The 19,261-nt window shown below is 59.5% G+C and carries 20 protein-coding genes; 11 read left to right on the plus strand and 9 right to left on the minus strand.

The window, feature by feature from the left end; genetic code table 11:
• Window positions 1-22: 22 nt before the first annotated feature.
• The 4 genes from RAK1035_RS07895 to cynS are packed head-to-tail and all read left to right on the plus strand — an operon-like array spanning window position 23 to window position 3,660.
• Entirely contained in the window at window positions 23-1,399 is a 1,377-nt protein-coding gene (locus tag RAK1035_RS07895) for a CmpA/NrtA family ABC transporter substrate-binding protein (protein ID WP_008281546.1), read from the plus strand.
• 3 nt (window positions 1,400-1,402) lie between these two features.
• Entirely contained in the window at window positions 1,403-2,236 is an 834-nt protein-coding gene (ntrB, locus tag RAK1035_RS07900; protein WP_008281547.1) for a nitrate ABC transporter permease, read from the plus strand.
• 11 nt (window positions 2,237-2,247) lie between these two features.
• Complete coding sequence (locus tag RAK1035_RS07905) at window positions 2,248-3,150, plus strand: ABC transporter ATP-binding protein (RefSeq protein ID WP_008281548.1); 903 nt, start codon at window positions 2,248-2,250, stop codon at window positions 3,148-3,150.
• A gap of 39 nt (window positions 3,151-3,189) precedes the next feature.
• The gene (gene cynS, locus RAK1035_RS07910; RefSeq protein ID WP_232279214.1) at window positions 3,190-3,660 is read left to right on the plus strand and encodes a cyanase; all 471 of its coding nucleotides are present in this window, start codon (window positions 3,190-3,192) and stop codon (window positions 3,658-3,660) included.
• 73 nt (window positions 3,661-3,733) lie between these two features.
• Here the strand turns inward: cynS and RAK1035_RS07915 are convergent, their stop codons facing one another.
• The 9 genes from RAK1035_RS07915 to RAK1035_RS07955 form a co-directional block, all read right to left on the minus strand.
• Entirely contained in the window at window positions 3,734-4,099 is a 366-nt protein-coding gene (locus RAK1035_RS07915; protein WP_008281550.1) for a cupin domain-containing protein, read from the minus strand.
• 49 nt (window positions 4,100-4,148) lie between these two features.
• Window positions 4,149-4,970: an ABC transporter permease gene (locus tag RAK1035_RS07920; RefSeq protein WP_008281552.1), complete on the minus strand. Its 822-nt coding sequence runs from the start codon at window positions 4,968-4,970 to the stop codon at window positions 4,149-4,151.
• The gene (locus RAK1035_RS07925) at window positions 4,970-5,860 is read right to left on the minus strand and encodes an ABC transporter permease (RefSeq protein WP_008281553.1); all 891 of its coding nucleotides are present in this window, start codon (window positions 5,858-5,860) and stop codon (window positions 4,970-4,972) included. The genes RAK1035_RS07920 and RAK1035_RS07925 overlap by 1 nt, the downstream gene beginning before the upstream one ends.
• Window positions 5,857-6,945: an ABC transporter ATP-binding protein gene (locus RAK1035_RS07930; RefSeq protein ID WP_008281554.1), complete on the minus strand. Its 1,089-nt coding sequence runs from the start codon at window positions 6,943-6,945 to the stop codon at window positions 5,857-5,859. Before RAK1035_RS07930 ends, RAK1035_RS07925 begins: the two co-directional genes overlap by 4 nt.
• Before the next feature lie 74 nt (window positions 6,946-7,019).
• A complete protein-coding gene (locus RAK1035_RS07935) occupies window positions 7,020-8,060 on the minus strand; it encodes a polyamine ABC transporter substrate-binding protein (protein ID WP_037297988.1) in 1,041 nt (346 codons plus the stop codon).
• 95 nt (window positions 8,061-8,155) lie between these two features.
• Entirely contained in the window at window positions 8,156-9,415 is a 1,260-nt protein-coding gene (locus RAK1035_RS07940; RefSeq protein ID WP_037298122.1) for an NAD(P)/FAD-dependent oxidoreductase, read from the minus strand.
• A 179-nt stretch (window positions 9,416-9,594) separates the two neighbouring features.
• Window positions 9,595-11,073, minus strand: a complete 1,479-nt coding sequence (gene pdxR, locus RAK1035_RS07945) for a MocR-like pyridoxine biosynthesis transcription factor PdxR (protein WP_008281557.1) — start codon at window positions 11,071-11,073, stop codon at window positions 9,595-9,597.
• A gap of 81 nt (window positions 11,074-11,154) precedes the next feature.
• Window positions 11,155-12,255 carry a mandelate racemase/muconate lactonizing enzyme family protein gene (locus tag RAK1035_RS07950; protein ID WP_008281558.1) on the minus strand — a complete coding sequence of 367 codons (1,101 nt, stop codon included), beginning with the start codon at window positions 12,253-12,255 and terminating at the stop codon, window positions 11,155-11,157.
• 109 nt (window positions 12,256-12,364) lie between these two features.
• Complete coding sequence (locus RAK1035_RS07955; RefSeq protein ID WP_085976978.1) at window positions 12,365-13,168, minus strand: helix-turn-helix transcriptional regulator; 804 nt, start codon at window positions 13,166-13,168, stop codon at window positions 12,365-12,367.
• Window positions 13,169-13,266: 98 nt separating this feature from the next.
• Here RAK1035_RS07955 and RAK1035_RS07960 point away from each other — a divergent pair, with 98 nt between their 5' ends.
• From RAK1035_RS07960 to RAK1035_RS07990, 7 genes are all read left to right on the plus strand, one after another.
• Window positions 13,267-14,451: an ABC transporter ATP-binding protein gene (locus RAK1035_RS07960; protein ID WP_008281560.1), complete on the plus strand. Its 1,185-nt coding sequence runs from the start codon at window positions 13,267-13,269 to the stop codon at window positions 14,449-14,451.
• A 41-nt stretch (window positions 14,452-14,492) separates the two neighbouring features.
• Window positions 14,493-15,647, plus strand: a complete 1,155-nt coding sequence (locus RAK1035_RS07965; RefSeq protein WP_050775777.1) for an ABC transporter substrate-binding protein — start codon at window positions 14,493-14,495, stop codon at window positions 15,645-15,647.
• 17 nt (window positions 15,648-15,664) lie between these two features.
• On the plus strand, window positions 15,665-16,522 hold the full coding sequence (locus RAK1035_RS07970; RefSeq protein WP_008281562.1) for an ABC transporter permease: 858 nt from the start codon (window positions 15,665-15,667) through the stop codon (window positions 16,520-16,522).
• Between the two features lie 7 nt (window positions 16,523-16,529).
• Complete coding sequence (locus RAK1035_RS07975; protein WP_008281563.1) at window positions 16,530-17,336, plus strand: ABC transporter permease; 807 nt, start codon at window positions 16,530-16,532, stop codon at window positions 17,334-17,336.
• A 4-nt stretch (window positions 17,337-17,340) separates the two neighbouring features.
• Window positions 17,341-18,111 (plus strand): SDR family NAD(P)-dependent oxidoreductase, encoded by a 771-nt coding sequence (locus RAK1035_RS07980; protein WP_008281564.1) that lies wholly within the window; start codon window positions 17,341-17,343, stop codon window positions 18,109-18,111.
• A gap of 87 nt (window positions 18,112-18,198) precedes the next feature.
• The gene (locus tag RAK1035_RS07985; protein ID WP_008281565.1) at window positions 18,199-18,501 is read left to right on the plus strand and encodes an SH3 domain-containing protein; all 303 of its coding nucleotides are present in this window, start codon (window positions 18,199-18,201) and stop codon (window positions 18,499-18,501) included.
• 8 nt (window positions 18,502-18,509) lie between these two features.
• The gene (locus RAK1035_RS07990) at window positions 18,510-19,079 is read left to right on the plus strand and encodes a hypothetical protein (protein WP_112303073.1); all 570 of its coding nucleotides are present in this window, start codon (window positions 18,510-18,512) and stop codon (window positions 19,077-19,079) included.
• The last annotated feature ends 182 nt before the right edge of the window (window positions 19,080-19,261 follow it).

The following is a 19,261-nucleotide window of genomic DNA, read 5'->3' on the forward strand; positions in this document are numbered from 1 at the left end:
CATTTGAGCGAAAGGACGTGAAATGACCATGAAGAGCCTTGGCGACCCATTTTCAGAAAAGAATGACCTGCGCCACGGCGCGTCCTGCGGGTGCGACACCTGCAATGGCGCGCAGCATGACGTGACCGCGCGGGCGATGTCCTCTGAAGCGATGCTAGAGCGCGCGGTCGAAAGCGCCGTGGTGCGGTCGGTGTTCGGTCACAGCGATATCGGGCGGCGGTCGTTCATGGGGATGATGGGCGGCGGTACGGTTGCGGCGGCGCTTGCATCGGTGTTTCCGCTTGATGCAGCCAAGGCAGCAATCCTCGACAATCTTGGCGCGCCGGAAAAGACAGACCTCAATATCGGGTTCGTGCCGATTACCTGCGCCACGCCGATCATCATGGCGCAGCCCTTGGGCTTTTACGAGCGCTACGGATTGAACGCGAGTGTCATCAAAACCGCCGGTTGGGCTGTGGCGCGCGACAAGTCGCTTTCGGGGGAATATGACGCAAGCCATATGCTGACGCCGATGCCTCTGGCGATGACGCTTGGCGCAGGCTCGACCGCTGTGCCATACATCATGCCCGCCGTTGAAAACATCAACGGGCAGGCCATCGTGCTGTCGAACGAGCATCTGGACAAACGCGACCCCAAGCAATGGAAGGGATTCACCTTTGGGGTGCCGTTCGAATACTCGATGCACAATTTCCTTTTGCGCTATTACGTGGCTGAACACGGGCTTGATCCCGATGTGGATATTCAGATCCGCGTGGTGCCGCCGCCCGAAATGGTCGCCAACCTGCGCGCCGGGAACCTTGATGGCTATCTTTCGCCAGATCCGTTCAATCAGCGCGCGGTTTGGGAAGGGATTGGCTTTATCCATCTGCTGACCAAAGAGATCTGGGAGGGGCACCCCTGCTGCGCCTTTGCCGCGCCGCTGAGTTTCGCCACGGAGTTGCCCAACACCTATGGGGCGTTGCTCAAGTCGATCTTTGACGCCACCCAATATGCGTCCAACCCAGAGAACCGCATTGAAATTTCCGAGGCCATCGCGCCGACGAATTATCTCAACCAGCCCGTCGAGGTGATCCAGCAGGTTTTGACCGGCACCTTTGCCGATGGCTTGGGTGCGGTGCAGCAAGTGCCAGATCGGATCGACTTTGATCCTTTCCCTTGGCATTCGATGGGCGTTTGGATTCTGACCCAGATGAAGCGGTGGGGCTATATCGAGAACGATATTGACTACAAGGCTGTGGCCGAACAGGTCTATTTGGCTGCCGATGCCAAGAAGGTGATGAACGATCTGGGCTATGACGCGCCCGACATCACCTACAAATCGCACACCATCATGGGCAAGACATTCGATCCGGCAGAGCCGGAGGCCTATGTCAAAAGTTTCGCCATCGGGAAGGGTTAAGCGATGTCGACAATGTCGCTAAATCAACGCGCCCTGCTTTTGTCGGTGGTGATGCTCTTTGTCGGGCTGTTCCTCTGGGAGATGTCCATTCCGGCGCAAAAAGCCGTGGGCGAGTTGACGGAATACGAGCGGTTGACCGGCGGGGGGGCGCAAAAGGCAGGTGTGCCGCCCCCGTCACAGGTTATGGCCAAGGCATGGGAAGAACTGAGCAATCCGTTCTACGATGCTGGACCCAATGACAAGGGGATCGGGATTCAGATCGGATATTCGATCTACCGGGTGCTGTCGGGCTATCTGATGGCGGCGGTGGTGGCGATACCGCTGGGGTTCCTGATCGGCATGTCGCCGGTCGCCTACAAAGCGCTCAACCCGTTCATTCAGGTGCTGCGCCCGATATCGCCGCTCGCGTGGATGCCGCTGGCTTTGTTCGTCATCCAAGACAGCGAGGCGAGCGCGATCTTCGTGATCTTCATCTGCTCGATCTGGCCCATGTTGATCAACACCGCCTTTGGCGTGGCAGGTGTGCGACAGGATTGGGTGAATGTGGCGCGGACGCATGAACTGGGGCATTTCAAGACCGCCTTTACGGTGATCCTGCCTGCGGCCGCACCGACCATCGTGACCGGCATGCGTATCTCTATCGGCATCGCGTGGCTTGTCATCGTCGCCGCCGAGATGCTCGTGGGGGGGACGGGTATTGGGTATTACGTCTGGAACGAGTGGAACAATCTTGATCTGACCTCGGTCATCTTTTCGATCCTGATGATCGGCATTGTCGGCATGATGCTGGATGCGGCCTTTGCCACGCTCCAGCGCGCCGTGGCCTATGCGGAATAAGGAGCCGTGAGATGAACAAACCGTTTCTGTCGATTGAGAACCTGACCCAGTGTTATCCGGATGGCCAAGGCGGCACGACGACCGTTTTTGAAAACGCGACCTTCGGGGTTGAGAAGGGTGAATTCGTTTGTATCCTTGGGCATTCGGGCTGTGGCAAGTCCACCATCATGAACATTCTTGCGGGCCTCGCAGAGCCGACAAGCGGTGTGGTCAAGATGGATGGGTTCGAGGTGTCGGGCCCCAGCCTTGATCGGGGCGTGGTGTTTCAGAACTATTCCCTGCTGCCTTGGCTAAGCACACTCAAAAACGTGAGCTTTGGGGTTGCCGCGCGGCATCCGGATTGGTCCAAGGCCAAGGTGCTCGACCATTCCCGCGAGTATCTGGCGATGGTCGGGCTTGAGGGCGACGTGATCCACCGCAAGCCCAGCCAATTGTCGGGGGGCATGCGGCAGCGGGTGTCGATTGCCCGCGCCTTTGCCAATCATCCCAAGCTCTTGTTGCTGGATGAACCGTTTGGCGCGCTCGATGCGCTGACGCGGGGCACCATTCAGGATGAGTTGCTCAAGATATGGGGCGGCACCGGGCAGACCGTGTTTATGATCACCCATGACATCGACGAGGCGATCCTTCTGGCAGATCGTATCCTGCTCATGACCAACGGTCCCTTTGCCCGTGTGGCGGAATCGGTCGAGATCACGATCCCGCGCCCACGCAACCGGACCGAGATCGTGGAACATCCCAACTACTACCCGATCCGCAACCATCTGGTGCAGTTCCTTGGCAAGCGGTCCAAGGAATTGGCGGGGCAGGTATCCGACGGCGCGGCACAGACGCCCGAGACTGTGCGGATTGACCACGCACCACCCGAAGACGAGACCGGCGAGGCCCTGCGGCTACGCGCCGTGAACCTGTGACACCAATTTTCACCTGAGATCAAACGAATGGAGGACACCATGAAAGACACTGTGACTATGCCCGCGCTGATGACCAAGGAGGATGTAACCACCCTGATCCTGATCGCGAAGAAAAAGACCGGGATGAAATGGGAAGAGATTGCTGAGGGCATCGGCATGTCGCCCGTCTGGACCCATTCGGCCTGCATGGGCATGAACACCATGCCCAAGGCCAAGGCTGAGGCGCTCGTCGCGCTGCTGGATCTGCCGGAGGAGGCGGTTTCGGTGCTGGAGGAGTATCCGACCAAGATCTGGGAACAAGCGGTGCCAACAGACCCGTGTATCTACCGCCTCTACGAGATTGTGGGCGTTTACGGCCCCACGATGAAGGCGTTGATCCAAGAAGAGTTTGGCGACGGTATCATGTCGGCGATTGATTTCGACATGAAGATCACCCGTGTCGCAAACCCCAAGGGGGACCGCGTCAAGGTTGAGATGTCGGGCAAGTTTCTGGGGTATAATTCCTGGTAATACGGGTCATCCTTTTATCTGGCCCGGCGATTGAAGCCGGGCCAGACGTGCAGACAAGCAACGCCTCTACGCTTCAGATCGTGGGGGATGTGCTGAGGATATAGAGCTTGCGCATATGCTCGTGGATCACCCATTCGCCGGTCCATCCCTGCGGCAAGACAAGAAGATCACCCGGACCGATATCGCGCGTTCCCTGCCCATCGGCATTCGTGACCGAGGCGCGGCCAGAGATGATATGGCAATATTCGCCCATCGCGGTGCGGTCGGCGGTGAAATGCCCCGGCGTGCATTCCCAAACGCCAATCTTCGTATGCCCATCGGCAGAGGCCCAGAGTTGCACCGAGGCTTCCTCTTGTCCCGGTGTGAGGCTGGTCGGTTTCGGGGCAAAGGCGCCAATCGGCTGAGTGGCGAGGCTTTGATATGTCTTGAGGTCGATCATTTGGGTCTCCAAAGGTTCTTGTCGGTATCGCTATGTGACGCTGCGCGTGTCAGTGTTTCTTGTCTTGGCCGAATACTTGCACCAGCACCATCATCACGGTGGTCACAAGGATCATGATCGTCGAAATGGCCGCAATGGTCGGGTCAATCTGATCGCGCAGCGCGTTGAACATGTTGCGTGTCAAGGTTGGGTTGTCGCCGCCAGAAATGAACATTGCCACCACAACCTCGTCAAACGAGGTGAGGAAGGCCAAAAGCGCGCTCGTGACCACCGCAAACCGAATCTGCGGCAGGGTCACGGTTAGAAATGCCTTCCAGCGCGGGGCACCTAGGCTGCGGGCGGCCTGTTCTTGGCTCATGTCGTAACCTTTGAGGGCAGAGCCGGTGACGATCACCACCAGCGGCAGCGCCAGCACGGTATGGGCCAGAACCAATCCGGTTATGGTGTAAAGAAGATTGAGCTTCACATAGGCGTAGAACGCCCCAATCGCCACCAGCACCAGCGGCACCATCATCGGTGTGATCATCAGGACAAAGGCAACCCGGACAAAGGCAAACCGTGAACTATGCAGCCCATAGGCCGCCAGAACCCCAATCGGCGTCGCCACGATCATGGTCAGAAAGGCCGTCTGAAAAGAGGTCCGCGCCGCCTGCATCCATTCGCTTGAGCCAAAGAAATTATCATACCAGCGGGTTGACCAGACCTCGGGTGGAAACTCCAGATATTGACTGTCCGAAAAGGACATCGGGATCACGATCAATGTGGGCGTGACCAGCAGTATCATCACGATCACCGCAAAGACATAGAGCCACAGGCGTTGGCCATGGGTGACTTGCGTGTCGGTCGCCGGGGAATTGAGCCAGTTGCGCATCAGTGCCCGCCTCCGGTCATCCGGTCGAGGTTCAGAAACCGGGATGCGACCCAGAGGATCGCCACAGTCAGGATCAGCAGCACCACGCCCAAGGCACTGGCCGCGCCCCAGTTCACGAATAACTCGATGTTCGAGACGATCTGCATCGACACCATAATCACCTTGCCCCCGCCCAGCACCGCCGGGGTGACAAAGAAGCCAAGGCAGAGGATGAACACCATCAGCGCCCCGGCAAAAAGCCCCGGCGCGGTGAGTGGAAAAAAGACTGTCCAAAACGCCACCCGTGGGCTTGCCCCAAGGTTAGCCGCCGCCTTGAGGTAATCGCGGTCAATCGCCTTCATCGCGCCGTAAACTGGCAGGATGAGAAATGGCAGCATGATATGCACCATGCCGATCAACGTGCCGGTCATGTTGTGAACGATCTTGAGCGGTTCATCCCAGAGGCCAAGCGAGATGGCCCAATTATTGATCAATCCCTGTTTCTGCAACAGCACCAGCCACGCATAGGTCCGCACCAAAAGTGAGGTCCAGAACGGCAAGAGCACGGTAATCAGGCACAGATTTGCAAGACGGCTTGGCAGCTGCGACATGAAATAGGCAAAGGGATAGCCGATCAGGATGCACAGCCCGGTGGTCAACAGGCTGACCTGAAAGGTGGTGATAAAAATGCGCAGATAAGAGCGGCGGCTGATCATGCGCTCGTAATTCTCAAGCGAGAATTGCCCGTTTGCCCCGATGAACGAGACATAGAACAACCAGCCCACGGGAATGACCAGCACCACGAGAATAAGCAGGATTGCCGGTGAACTCAGACCAAAAAGCGTCAGCCGCTCTAACCGCTCGTCACGGCGCAGCCCGGCGGCATTGAGGGGCGCTGTCTGCATGCTCATGTTTGGCTTCCGTCGATCAACACTGTGTCTTCGGGTGCCAAGGTCAGGGTCACGCGGTCACCAAGCTGGGGCAGGGACGTTGCATTGCTGCCGCGCACCGCTCCGCGCAAAGCCACCATTTCGCCCGTGTCCAACCGCGCGTGCAGTAAATAGCTGTCGCCTTGATAGACCACATCGGTCGCGGTGGCGGCAAAATTATTGGCCCCCTCACGCGGTCCACCCGAAGAGAGCACGATACGTTCGGGGCGGATCATCAGTTGAAGTTCGGGCGTGTCGGGCAAGGGGCCTGCATGGATCAGCGGCACCCCGCCAAAGGTCACGTCAGCGCCCAAACGGTTCACCGTCAGAAACGTGGAATCGCCGATGAAATCTGCCACAAACCGATTTGCGGGGTGTTCATAGAGATCGCGGGGGGTCGAGAGCTGCATGATGCGCCCATGGTTCACCACGGCGATCCGATCGGACATGGTCAGCGCCTCGCGCTGGTCATGGGTGACATAGACAGTGGTCATGCCCAGTTTTTCATGCAGATGCCGCAACTCGATCTGCATCTGGTCGCGCAGTTTCTTGTCGAGCGCGGATAGCGGTTCATCCATCAACAGGATGCGGGGTTCAAACACAATGGCGCGCGCCACCGCGACTCGTTGCTTTTGCCCACCAGAGAGCTGGTCGACGCGACGATTGCCATAGCCGCCAAGCTGCACCGTTTCCAGCGCCCGCTCGACCCGTTCCGCGATCTCTGCCTTGGGGCGTTTGCGCAGGCGCAAGGGATAGCCCACATTGCCCGCCACGGTCATATGCGGGAAAAGCGCATAGCTCTGAAAGGTCATGCCGACCTCGCGCAGATGTGGCGGGGTGCGGATAACTTCGCGGTCGCCAAACTTGAGACTGCCGCAATCGGGCCGGGTAAATCCCGCAAGCACCATCAAAAGCGTGGTCTTGCCAGACCCAGACGGCCCCAGAAGTGTCAGAAACTCACCGCTTTTGACCTCGAGCGACACATCGTTGAGGGCATGCACCGCCCCGTAGGTCTTGGTGACGTTCTGCACCGATATCGGCAGCGCTTCTGTGGCGGTGTTGGTCAATTGCTGCCCTCCGAGTGGTCTATTGGCGCAGACGGGCGCCGTAGCGCCCGTCAGGTCTTGTGTTGGGGCTTTGGTTACTCAGTCAGCATTTCCTGATACATCTCGGCGGCAACGGTTTCCCATTTTGCATACCATTCCAGAGAGATTGGCAATTGCATGGCCGCATTCTCGGGCGAGGAGGGCAGGCCGGCCGCAACCTCTGCGCTGATCTCACCTGTGTCATAGGCAGATTTGTTGGTCGGGCCGTAGGTGATGTATTTCGGCAGATCGTCCTGATACTCGGGTTTCGAGATTTCAGCGAGGAACTGCATCGCTGCATCCTTGTTCGGCGCACCTTTGGGGATTGCGAAACAGTCGTAATCCAGCAGCGCCTGATTGAAGCTGTAATCTACCTTGGCCCCGTCCGCCGCAGCGGTATCAAAGCGGCCATTCCAGCCGGTGGTCATGTCGACCTCGCCATCCTTCATCAACTGGGCGTGCTGCGCACCAGAGGACCAGAAAACCGAGATATTGGGCCGCAGCTCGCGGATCTTGTTGAGCGCGCGCTCGATCCCCTCTTCCGAACTCAACACCTCATAAACCTGATCCATCGGCACGCCATCAGCCATCAGCGCCGGTTCAAGTGCGCCCGCAACTGAACCGCGATAGGCGCGCGAGCCGGGGAATTTCTCGGCGTCAAAGAAATCGGCCCAGCTTTGCGGGCCGTTATCGCCATAGGTGTCGGTGTTCCAGGCATAGACCGTCGAGAACACATCGCCCCCGACGCAATACTCGGAATAGAGGTTGGGATAAAAGTTAGACACGTCGATCACGTTGTAATCCAGCGGTTCCAAAAGCCCTTCTGCCCCGGCCCGCGCCGCAGAACCGGACCCACTGGCCACGATGTCAAACGTCACCTGCCCGGTTGAAACTTGCAGGCGGACATCGGCCATCCCGCCATATGTTTCCTGCTTGACCGTAACCCCAGTTGCCGCAGAGGCCGGTTCGAACAAGGCTTTGCTCTGTGCGTCCTGATAGGACCCGCCCCAAGAAGCGATGGTGATTTCCGTGCCCTGAGCGACAGCACCGCTCGCAAGCAGCGTGGCAGCGACGGTAAGTGAAAATGTCTTTCTCATCTTGTTTTTCTCCTGTTGGAATGCCGCGAAATGGCAGTACGTGCCGATTTTTATCATGTTTCGCTGGCTCGGCATGTTTCAGCGAAAGTTCAAAGTCAGGATGGATCCGCGACCATCGCCCGCCGGGTCTGTCTCTTGTCCATCCAGCGATACCAAGCGACCGTTGCAGGAAGAAACCACGGCTTGCCTGTATAAAGCGGTCGGGTCGGGTGTGGCACGTCGTCAAAGGCGGTCTTGCCCTCGGCGAGGCCCAGCACCTTTTGGCCGGTGCGCATGCCCAGATACCCCGCCATCGACACACCAGACCCGCAATAGCCCATGGCGTAATGCACCCCGTCGTGAACGCCGGTATGCGCCAATTCATCGAAACTATAGGCCACCGTGCCATGCCAGGAATGCGAAATTGCGCAGTCCTTCAATTGCGGAAAAATGCGGGTCATGCTTTCAAACAAGAGCGGCGCGCTGACCGACGTATCGGTTTCCGCCGCAGAGACGCGGCCGCCGAACAGGACACGCCGCCGATCCGGTGAAGCGCGGTAATAATAGAGCACTTTGCAGGTATCGCTGGCGATCCGGTCGGTCGGGAACAACTCGTCGATCAGGCTCTCTGGTAATTCTTCTGTGGCGATGATGTAGCTGCCGATTGGGATCACCCGCCGTTGCATCCACGGGGTCAACGCGCCGGTATAGCCATTGGTGGCAACGATCACATCCCGCGCGCGCACCTCGCCCTTGGCGGTCTGCACACGGAAACCGGATCCCGTATTCTCAATCTTGCCAACGGGGCAATGCGCAACCACCTCGACGCCAGCGTTGAGTGCCGCCATCAACAGGCCACGATGATATTTGGCGGGATGCAGCGCGCAGTGTTTCGTAAACACCACCCCGCCGTGATAGAAATCTGTGCCCATCTCGCGATGCTGTTCGGCGCGGGGCACGGCAAAGCTCTCGATGCCTTCGCCTTTGTGCATTTGCTCCGCGTCGCGCACCAACATTTCGTAATGCGCGGGGGTGTGCGCGGCGTGAAACCGGCCAACGCGCTTGAAGTCACAGGCTATCCCCTCTTGGTCGATGAACTCACCGATCCATTTCAGCGCCCGCTCTCCCTCGCCACGCAGCGCGCGGGCCTTTTGTGCCCCAAATTTGGCGGTCAGCTTTTCCAGTGATGGCTTTACGCTGGTGCTGATCTGTCCGCCATTACGGGTGCTGCATCCAAAGCCTGCGGCCTCGGCGTCGATCACCACCGTTTTGCGACCGCCACGCGCCGTAGCGATAGCCGCGCTCAGCCCGGTATAGCCCGACCCCACGATCAGCACATCCGCATCACGCGGCGGATCCACAGGTAACACAGGCATCGGGCCAACCTGATCATGCCAATAGGGATGGTGCCGAGTCGATCCGGGTGAAGTGCGGTCCATCGCGTTACTCCGTTCGCAGGGCAAGCCAATGTGGCACCCTACAGATGCAAGGTCTAACGCTAGGGCAGAATTGGACGTTCTTTCATATCCAATTTGACAAAAAAATCAGACCAATTTCACCTCAGGACAGGTAGGGTCCTTAGGGTTTCCATCCCGCGCCGAATGTCCTCGGGGGCTGCGCTGCCAAATCCGAAGACTAGGCCGGATCGGTCAATCGGGCTGAGGCAGTATTTCGAAAGCGGGGCCAGAACAACGCCGCGTTCCGCCGCCTGTGCCACGACCGCTTGCGCGTCAATTCCTGGCGCAAGATAGGCTGGCGTGTGGAATCCGCTGGCGGTTTCCTGAAGTGTGATACAGTCGGGCAGGATGCGGCTTTCCTCCATCAGCGCCTCATAGCGCGCCTTGTAGAGCCGCCGCATCAGCCGGATATGGGTGGCAAAATGGCCCTCGTCCATGAAATCAGCAACGGTTGCCTGTGTTGCCGTGGGTGGACCGCTGGCCCAGAACCGGAACATGCGATCAAAGGCTTCGGTCATCCGCTCTGGCACAAGAACAAAGCCCAGCCGAAGCGATGGAAAGAGCGACTTTGAAAAGGTGCCGACATAGATCACGCGGCCAGAGGTATCCGTACTGCGCAGCGCCGGTTGGGGTGCGTTGCCATAGTAGAATTCCCCGTCATAGTCATCCTCTACGATCACCGCCTGCGCTGCGTCCGCCGCCTGCAACAGCTCGAACCGGCGTGCCAAAGACATGACATGGCCCAAAGGCTGTTGGTGCGATGGTGTGACAAACGCCATGCGGAAATGCGGAGCCTTGGCCAAGCCGTCGGCCACGATCAATCCGTCCTGATCCACGTCGACCGGCACCAGTTCGGCCCCTTCCGACAGGAGCGCATTGCGCGCGCCCGAGGCACCGGGGTTTTCCATCCAGACCCGATCACCGGGATTGAGCAACAGCCGCCCGATCAAGGCAAAGGCATGCTGTGCGCCAGACGTGATGAAAATCTGCTCGTGGTGACACTGAATCCCCTTGAGCACGCTCAGATGGGTGGTGATCGCCCGGCGCAAAGGCTCATACCCCTTTGGCTGACCATAGCCCATTACTGCCCCGCGTGCGCCCCGCAGGTGCCGCGCCGAAAGCCGCGACCAATGCGCCAGCGGAAAAGCGTCGAGTGCCGGCAGCGCCGTGACAAAGGCGCGGGCCTCATGGGGCAACCAAGTGCGTTGGGCATAGCTCTTTTCGGCATGGTTGATGGCATAGGACACGCGGGGCTGTTGGGCCGTGGTATCCGAGGCGGTGGTCAGCACGGGCACTGAGGGCTGATGTTCCAGTGTGTCGCTGACAAAAGTGCCAGAGCCCACTTGCGACACCAGCATGCCCTCGGCAACCAGCCGGTCAACGGCGTCTATTACCGTGGTGCGCGATACGCCGGTTTCGCGCGCCAGCGTGCGCGTCGCAGGCAGGCGGTCGCCCGCTCGCAAACCGCCCGACAAGATGATATCGCGCAACGCCATGTAAAGTTGCACGCTCATGCCCTTGCGCGACGAGCGGTCGAGATGAATCGCGGACAAAAGCGCCCCTGCGGCTTGTTTCATGCGCAACTCCGACGCAATTGGTCTGCAGAGCGTACATGAATCGTGAGGGCGAGCAAGCCAATTGGCGCTCTCGGGGCGTCCCTACCTCTCGGAGACTTGATAGGTCGCAGAGTCGAGCCATGTCGGGGAAATCTCGACACCCCAGCCGGGGGCGTCTGTGACAATGGCTTGGCCCCCCTCAATTCGGTAGGGATCACCCAGAAACAGCCCCTCTTGCCAAGGGTAATACTCGGGCCCCTCAATCGAGAATTCGAGGTATTTTCCCGCGTTGGGAATGGCGCGCAACAGATGCATGGTGCACATCGTCACCAGTGACAGATTTGCGGCATGCGGAGTGACGGGCAGGCCAGCGCGCGCAGCCATCTGGCAGACCTGCAAGGTGCGGTGCATGCCACCCATATACATCACATCGGGTTGCACGATATCGACCGCGCCCCGATCCAGCATCAACTGCCAACTGGAATACTCGCAATCTTGCTCGCCGCCCGCGACATCAAGCAAAAGCGCAGCCCGCACCGCGGCAGTCTGGTCATATTCCCAATAGGGGCAGGGCTCTTCAAAATGCCCGATGCCGTTGTCCTGCAGCAGTTTGCCCACCTCGATGGCGCGGGCGGGAGAATAGCAGGAATTGCCATCGACCAGCTTTTCGATGCCGTCCCCCAAAGCCCGCGACACGGTCGGCACCACGGCTTCGGTTCTGCCCGGCCATTCGTCGTGGTCGCGCCCGGCCTCTGCACCAACGCGCCATTTGAAGGCGGTAAACCCCTTGTCATCCCGCAGACGGCAAAAACGCTCGGCCTCATCCTCGGGGGTGATGTCGCGGCGCATGGAACTGGCATAGGCGCGCACCGGCCCCGGAGAGCCACCAAGCAGGGTTGCAACCGGCTTGCCCTCTAACTTGCCGCGCATGTCCCACAGCGCGGTATCAAGCCCGGTCATGGCGCGGCGCAGGTAACTGCCGGGATATTTCAACTCGCGCTCATAAATCAGATCAAGGGTGTCGGCAAAGTCGAGTGCATCGGTCCCAAGCGCATGCGGCGCGATCTGGCGGTGAAAGATGGTGCAGGTAATATCGGCATTATAGGTCGACACCTGCCCCCAGCCCTGTGCGCCGCTGTCCGTGGTCACGCGCACAAAACCCACGAATTCGTTGCAAAACGTCTCTAACCGCGCAATCCGCATGTCACTCTCCCGATGGTCTTGGGGTTCACGTTGCCGATAAAGCGGTTTGGAACAAGCGCCACTCTGGGATCAAATGCCAGTCCATTTCAATCTGCGATGTGCCCCGCGTTCAGGCCAGCTCGGACAATGCGGCGATAAAGCTGGAAAACAACTCTCCTTGCGAGCTTACCCGCAGCTTCGCGTAGATGTTGCGGCGATGGATGCGCACGGTGCCCGGTGAAATGCCCAAGGCGCGACCGGTGGCATCGGCGGAATGACCCTTGAGCACATATTCCACCACCTCTGCCTCGCGCGGGGTCAAAAGGTTGCGCCCAAGGCTCTGAAACGCGTCTTCGATCAGTTGCGGCAGGCGAGGGCCGTCTGTCTCGGGTCGTGCCGAGAATTGGGTGATCAGGCCACCCCACTGTTTCTGGGCGATGGCCGCGACAAAGGGAAAGGCGGCCTCAAGATCGCGAAACTCGCGGGCAGAGAAGACCTTGTGTTCGCGCATGGCGGAAATCACTACGCCGACCTCATCCCCAATATTGAGGATAAAGCCTATTTCTTCGGCAAGTCCGGTCTGGATGTAATAATTGCGAAAATATTCTGCTTGATAGAACCGATCCGGTGCCAGATCGCGCAACCGTGCGAGACGGGGCAACGTCGGGGCGGCGGCATTGAGATAGAAGGGATCTAGCAGATAGGGCCCCTCTTGATAGTCATCTACCATGACCTTGCGCTTGGCAGCGGGAAAATCATCATAAAGATCAAGAGGTTTGTGATCACGGTAATAGGCAAAGATTACGGTGAACTCATAGGGCACGATACTGCGCAGCGCTGTGGTGAGAGCCGAGGCAAACCCGGGCGTTCCAAGCGCCGAGACCGCGCGCGCGCTGGTTTCGAACCAATCTGACATTTGCGTTCTTGTCGTCATCTATGCTCTTTATGATATATACAACCGTCTGCGATTTTCTTACCGTTTTGTGATTGTATGGCATAGGCGCAGGGGCGCGGCAACACGAGAGGACCGGCATGCTGGATGCGAATGCCGAAGCGGGGATCAGGATGGGCGCGAGCCGGGAACAGGGAACGCACAGCACACAGGGCCATCCCTCGGACGAGGATTGCGTCGCAGAATTCGTCGGGGCCACCAAGCGGTTTGGCGCCGTGCTGGCAGCGGACCGGATCAACCTGCGTATCCGGCGTGGCGAGTTCCTGTCGTTCCTTGGCCCCTCGGGCTGTGGCAAGACGACGGCGTTGCGCATGCTGGCTGGGTTCGAGAGCCCGAGTGACGGCACGGTGCGGATCGACGGTCAGGATGTCAGCCGTGTGCCCGCCTATGCGCGCCCGGTGAACATGGTGTTTCAGCACTACGCGCTCTTTCCGCATATGACCGTGGCGCAAAATATTGGCTACGGATTGCGGCAGGTGCGGCCCAAGCTGGCGAAATCCGAGATTGCCGCGAGGGTCGATGCCGCCTTGGCCAAGGTACGGCTGGATGCGTTTGGCGCGCGGCGCACGTGGGAATTGTCGGGTGGGCAACAGCAGCGCGTGGCGCTGGCGCGGGCGATCATCAACGAACCCAAGCTCTTGTTGCTGGATGAGCCGATGGCGGCGCTCGATGCCAAGCTGCGCGGCGAGATGCAGCGCGAATTGCTTGATCTGCAACGCAGCCTTGGCATCACCTTTGTGCTGGTCACCCATGATCAGGAAGAGGCGCTGTCGATGTCGGACCGGATTTGCATCATGGGCGCGGGGCGGATTGCGCAGGTGGGCACGCCGCAGGATCTCTATGATCGGCCGCGCAATCGCTATGTGGCGGATTTCGTGGGCAAGGCGAATATCCTGAAGGGCGAGGTTCTCTCGCGGGAGGCAGGTCTGGCGCGCATCGCCCTTGCCGGTGGTGCGCAGGTGCTCGTGCCCAATACCGCGGGCGATACGCGTCGCCATGTCGAAATTGCGGTGCGTCCCGAGGCATTGCGCCTTGCCGTGCCGGGCGAGGCCCCGGGCGAGGATGCAATGCTGCGGGCACGGATCACTCACCGCACCTTTTTGGGGGATCATACCGAATATCTGATGCAGGCCGACGACATCGGCCCGCTTCAGGTCAATGTTCCGCGACAGGCCGAAAGAGCCTTGGGCGGGCAGGGGGTGGGCGATCCGGTCCATATCCTCTGGACGGCGGGCACCGGATTGGTTCTGGCCGCTGACGAGTGACGGATAACAACTGCACCACGTTCAACAAGGGAAACGAGACGATGACACAGGATAACACACCAATTTCGCGCAAGAAATTCATTGAAGAACTGCGCCGCTACGAAAAGGGTTCGATCAGCCGACGGCAGTTTCTGGGCACAACGGGCCTTGGCACTGCGATGGCGGTTCTGGGGGGCGCGTTGCCGGGCCTGCTGCCGGGGCGCGCCATGGCGCAGGATCTGGGCGACCGCGTGGTTCTGGCAACCTGGCCCAATTATCACGACGCGGCAAACTTTGACCTCTTCGCCACCGAGACCGGCGTTTTCTCTCAGGTCAATGTGTTTGGCTCGAATGAGGAAATGCTGGCCAAGATTCAGGCGGGTGGTTCGGGCTGGGACGTGTTCGTTCCAACCAACTATGCGATTTCCACCTATGTCGAGGCCGGTTTGATCGAGCCTTTGGATCTGTCGAAATTGCCCAATTACGACCCCGCCGCGTTTGATGCGCGCTTTGCCGATGCGGGCACGATTGATGGCAAGGTCTATGCCGTGCCGAAAAACTGGGGCACCACCGGAATTGCGTCAAACACCGCCAAGACCGGCGGCGTGGTCGATAGCTGGAAGACCTTTTTTGACGGGGCCAAAGATCAGTTCGACGGGCGCGTCATGGTGCATGACTATCAACTGACCACCATCGGCAATGCGTTGGCCTATTTCGGCTATAGCTTTAATTCGGTTGATCCGGCGGAACTGGCCGAGGCTGAAAAGTTGCTGATCGAGGTCAAGCCGCATCTCTTTGCGATCTCCTCGGATTATCAGCCTGCAATGCGCAACGGCGATGCTTGGCTTACGATGTGTTGGACGGGGGATGGCAAGCAGCTCAATACTGACCTTCCCGAAATCGCCTTTGCCTTGGGCAAGGAGGGGGGCGAAATCTGGTCGGATTACTATGCCATTCCGGTTGGCGCGCCGCACCGCGAGGCGGCCTATGCGCTGATCGATTATCTGCTCGCGCCCGAGGTCAATGCGCGTGAGGCCTTGGCGCATGGCTATCCGGTGGCGGATGCGCGCACCAATGCGCTTTTGCCCGAAGAGTTGCTGAATGATCCCATCCTATACCCGGCGGCAGAGGCGCTTAATGCGCTGGAGTTCGGCGCGGCGGTCACGTTGACCGATCCCAACCGCGCCGAATTGATGGCCCGGTTCAAATCAGCCTGATCAGAGGACCAAGGGCGATGGCCATGACACGGACACGGGCGCGCGCGCTGCTGCTGATGCCTGCGGGCATCTGGTATGGTGTGCTGCTCTTGTTCCCTCTGGCCGTCGTCCTCGTCTTTTCCTTTGGCGAGCGCAATCCGATTGGCGGCTATGCGCCGGGCTTTACGTTGGAGCAATATGCCAACCTGCCCGCCCGGTTTGCCGCGTTTCGCAACACGTTGACATTGGCGCCGCTGGGCACGCTGGCGGCGTTATTCATTGCCTATCCGCTAGCCTATTATCTGGCATTGAAAGTGTCGGCGCGATGGAAGACGACGCTGCTTATTCTGGTGATCGTGCCGTTCTGGACCTCGATCCTGATCCGGTCTTATGCGTGGATTTATCTGCTTGGGGGCAATGGTATCCCGGCGCTGCTGGAGGCGGTGGGGCTGGGCGATATCCGGCTGATCAACACACCCTTTGCGGTGCTGGTCGGGATTGTTTATGGCTACCTGCCGCTGATGGTCTTTCCCATCTACGTGGCCCTGGAAAAGCTGGATCGCAGCCTATTGGAGGCGGCGGCGGATCTGGGCACGCCACCGTGGCGCAGTTTTCTACAGATCACTTTGCCGCTGTCGATGCCGGGCGTTTTGACAGGCTCTATGCTGGTGTTCATCCTGCTGACCGGCGAATTTCTGATCCCGGCCATTCTGGGTGGCGGAAAGGTGTTCTTTGTTGGCAATGCGCTGGTCGATCTCTTTTTGCAGTCGCGCAACTGGGCCTTCGGATCGGCAGTGGCGGTGGCGCTGATTGTGATCATGCTGATCGTGGTCGCTCTCTACAGTCGGGCGGTCCGGCGGTTTGGCGCGGGCCGCGACGATATCGGGCTGATGTGAGGATGTTATGAGAGCCTATGCCATTGCCGTCTTTGCATTTCTCTACCTGCCCATCGGGATCATTGCGCTGTTCTCTTTTTCTGCCGGGCTGTCGGCGAGTTCGATGCAGGGGTTCTCAACCGAATGGTATGGCCGCGCGCTGAGCAATCCCTTTGTGATGGAGGCGCTTTGGACCTCGATTAAGGTGGCGTTTCTGTCAGCGGTGTTGGCGACGGTCATGGGCACCATGGCGGCGCTGGCGCTTACCGGTATGCGGGGGCGGTTGCGGGTGTTTTTCGACACGCTGGTTCAGGTTGCGGTGATGATCCCCGGCATCGTGATCGGCATTGCCACGCTGATCGCATTGGTGACGGTGTTCGATCTGATCAATCCGTGGCTTGAGGCGATGAGTGGCCGCAGGCTGTCTTTGGGCATGGGGTCGCTTATCGGGCTGCATGGCATGTTCACCATGTCCTTGGTGATCCTGCTGGTGCGCGGGCGGCTTGAGAGTTTTGATCGCGCGCAGATCGAGGCCTCTGGCGATCTGGGGGCCGGTCCGGTGGCGACCTTTGTGCAAGTGACGCTGCCGCAGATCGCCCCGGCTATTCTGGCGGGGTTTCTGTTGGCCTTCACCTTCAGCTTTGACGATTTCATCATGGCCTTCTTTGTCGCAGGGTCCGAAACGACCCTGCCGATCTATATCTTCTCGTCGATCCGCCGGGGCGTGACGCCTGAAATCAATGCGATTGGCACGATGGTGATGGTGGCCTCGTTGACGCTGTTGATCATCGCGCAAGTGCTGTTGCGGCCCGGTGCGCCGCGCGCAGGGCGCTGACTGAATGCAGGAGGCAAGGATGCTCAAGGATCGTATCGCACTGGTCACGGCGGCGGGATCAGGGATTGGCCGGGCGGGGGCTGTTGCGATGGCCCGCGAGGGGGCGGTGGTCATTGTCACCGATCTTGATGGCGGACTGGCGCAAGAGACCTTGGCGCAGATCGAAGCGGCGGGCGGACGGGGGGCAGCCTTTGCGCTTGATGTGACAGAGGATGCGGCATGCGCTGCGATGGTCGCGCAGGTGGTCGCGGATTGGGGACGGATCGACGTCTTGCACAGCCACGCGGGTATTCAGATACCGGGGCGGGCCGAGGATGTGACACCTGCGCAGATGGATGCTGCTTGGGCGCTCAATGTGCGGGCGCATTTCGTTCTGTCGCGCGCGGTCATTGCCCCGATGCGCGCGCAGGGTGGCGGATCGGTGATTGTCACGGCCTCGAATTCGGGCTGCCAGTATGACCGGGGTATGGTGTCTTATGCCACGACAAAACACGCCGCAGTGGCGATGGTCAAACAGATGGCAGTGGATTATGCGGCCGAGAACATTCGCTTCAACGCGCTATGCCCCGGCTTTGTTGATACACCGTTCAATGCCGGGTTCGAGACGCAGATGGGCGGGCGCAAGGCGCTCGAATCCTACGTTGCCGGGTCTATCCCGATGGGGCGATGGGCCAGTGTCGAAGAAATCGCGCATGGGATTGTTTATCTGGCCTCCGACCGCTCCAGCTTTGTGACCGGTCTGGCGCTTGTGATCGACGGCGGAGAGATGCTCTAGGTCGAAGAACCGGCGCGGTTGCACTGGCTATTTCGTTTCCGGGTGTCAGAGGGTAGAACTGAACGCATCAATTAACGGGAGAGTGCGATGCGCAGGGCTCTTATCATCGTTCTGGTCAGCCTTCTGTCTGGGTCACTCCTCGGAGCGGCCCCGGCGACTGCCGCCTCGCTTGGCCGGTTTGAGGTGCATGGCGTCGAGGGCGACGACATGCTCAAGATGCGGGCAGGGCCCGGTATTGGCTATGACGTGATCGTAGGCCTACCGAATGGCACGGTGCTGCGGGTGCATAGCTGTCAACAGACGGGCGGCACTCGCTGGTGTGAAGTATCACTGGAACGGGCGCGTGGGCTGCGGGGGCATGTGTCTTGGGCCTATCTGCGCAAGCTATGAGAAGCGCTTTGCCCATCGTCTTGGCGTTGCTGCTGTGCCTCGGGTTTGCGGTGTCGGGGGCCCGCGCGGCTGATGTGGCACCGCCGCCCGCTGGGCTGTTGTGGAACAAGACCGGCTTGCCAGCCGTTTTCCCCCTTCAGGTCAAAACCTTGCCAGGGCGTGATCATGTCGTCACTTTAATCGACGCAGAGACCGGAGAAGAGGCCTTGGCCGCCTATATCCGCGGTGGCGCGTTTTTTAGAGTTTTGGTGCCGCCGGGCGTATACCGGCTGCGATTTGCAAGTGGCAAGCACTGGCAGGGAGAGGCGTTGTTTTTTGGTGAGGGGCCTGACACTGAGGTCTTTGAACTGCGCCGGGTGTTGCGGTTCGAGACGCGCGGGCTGGGCACCAAAGCAGGGCATATCGTTGACCTGCGGGGCCGTGGTACAGAAGCGCAGATAACGGAGCAGCGTATCTGCCAATCCTTCCGGCCGGATTTCCCGCGGCCAATAATCCGTCCGCGCGAGGACAGGCGTGCAGTTGGCCCTGACTACGAAGTGCCGCAACGCCGCGACGTGCGATCCCGCTACTGCGGCTAGTGCCTACATCGCGAAAGCTTCCAACGAAAAGGTTAGAGGCTGGGCAGCGATCGTCACTTAACACGATCATTAAGCGAAGTTTGGATTTTTAAAGCCACCCCCACCGTATTCGATGTGGAATATTTACGTATTATCAAGGTCTTGCGCAAAGCCGAGGCCGCGCTGCTCTTGTCTTACCACAT

Source organism: Roseovarius sp. AK1035, from assembly GCF_003288315.1.
GTDB classification, from domain to species: domain Bacteria; phylum Pseudomonadota; class Alphaproteobacteria; order Rhodobacterales; family Rhodobacteraceae; genus Roseovarius; species Roseovarius mucosus_A.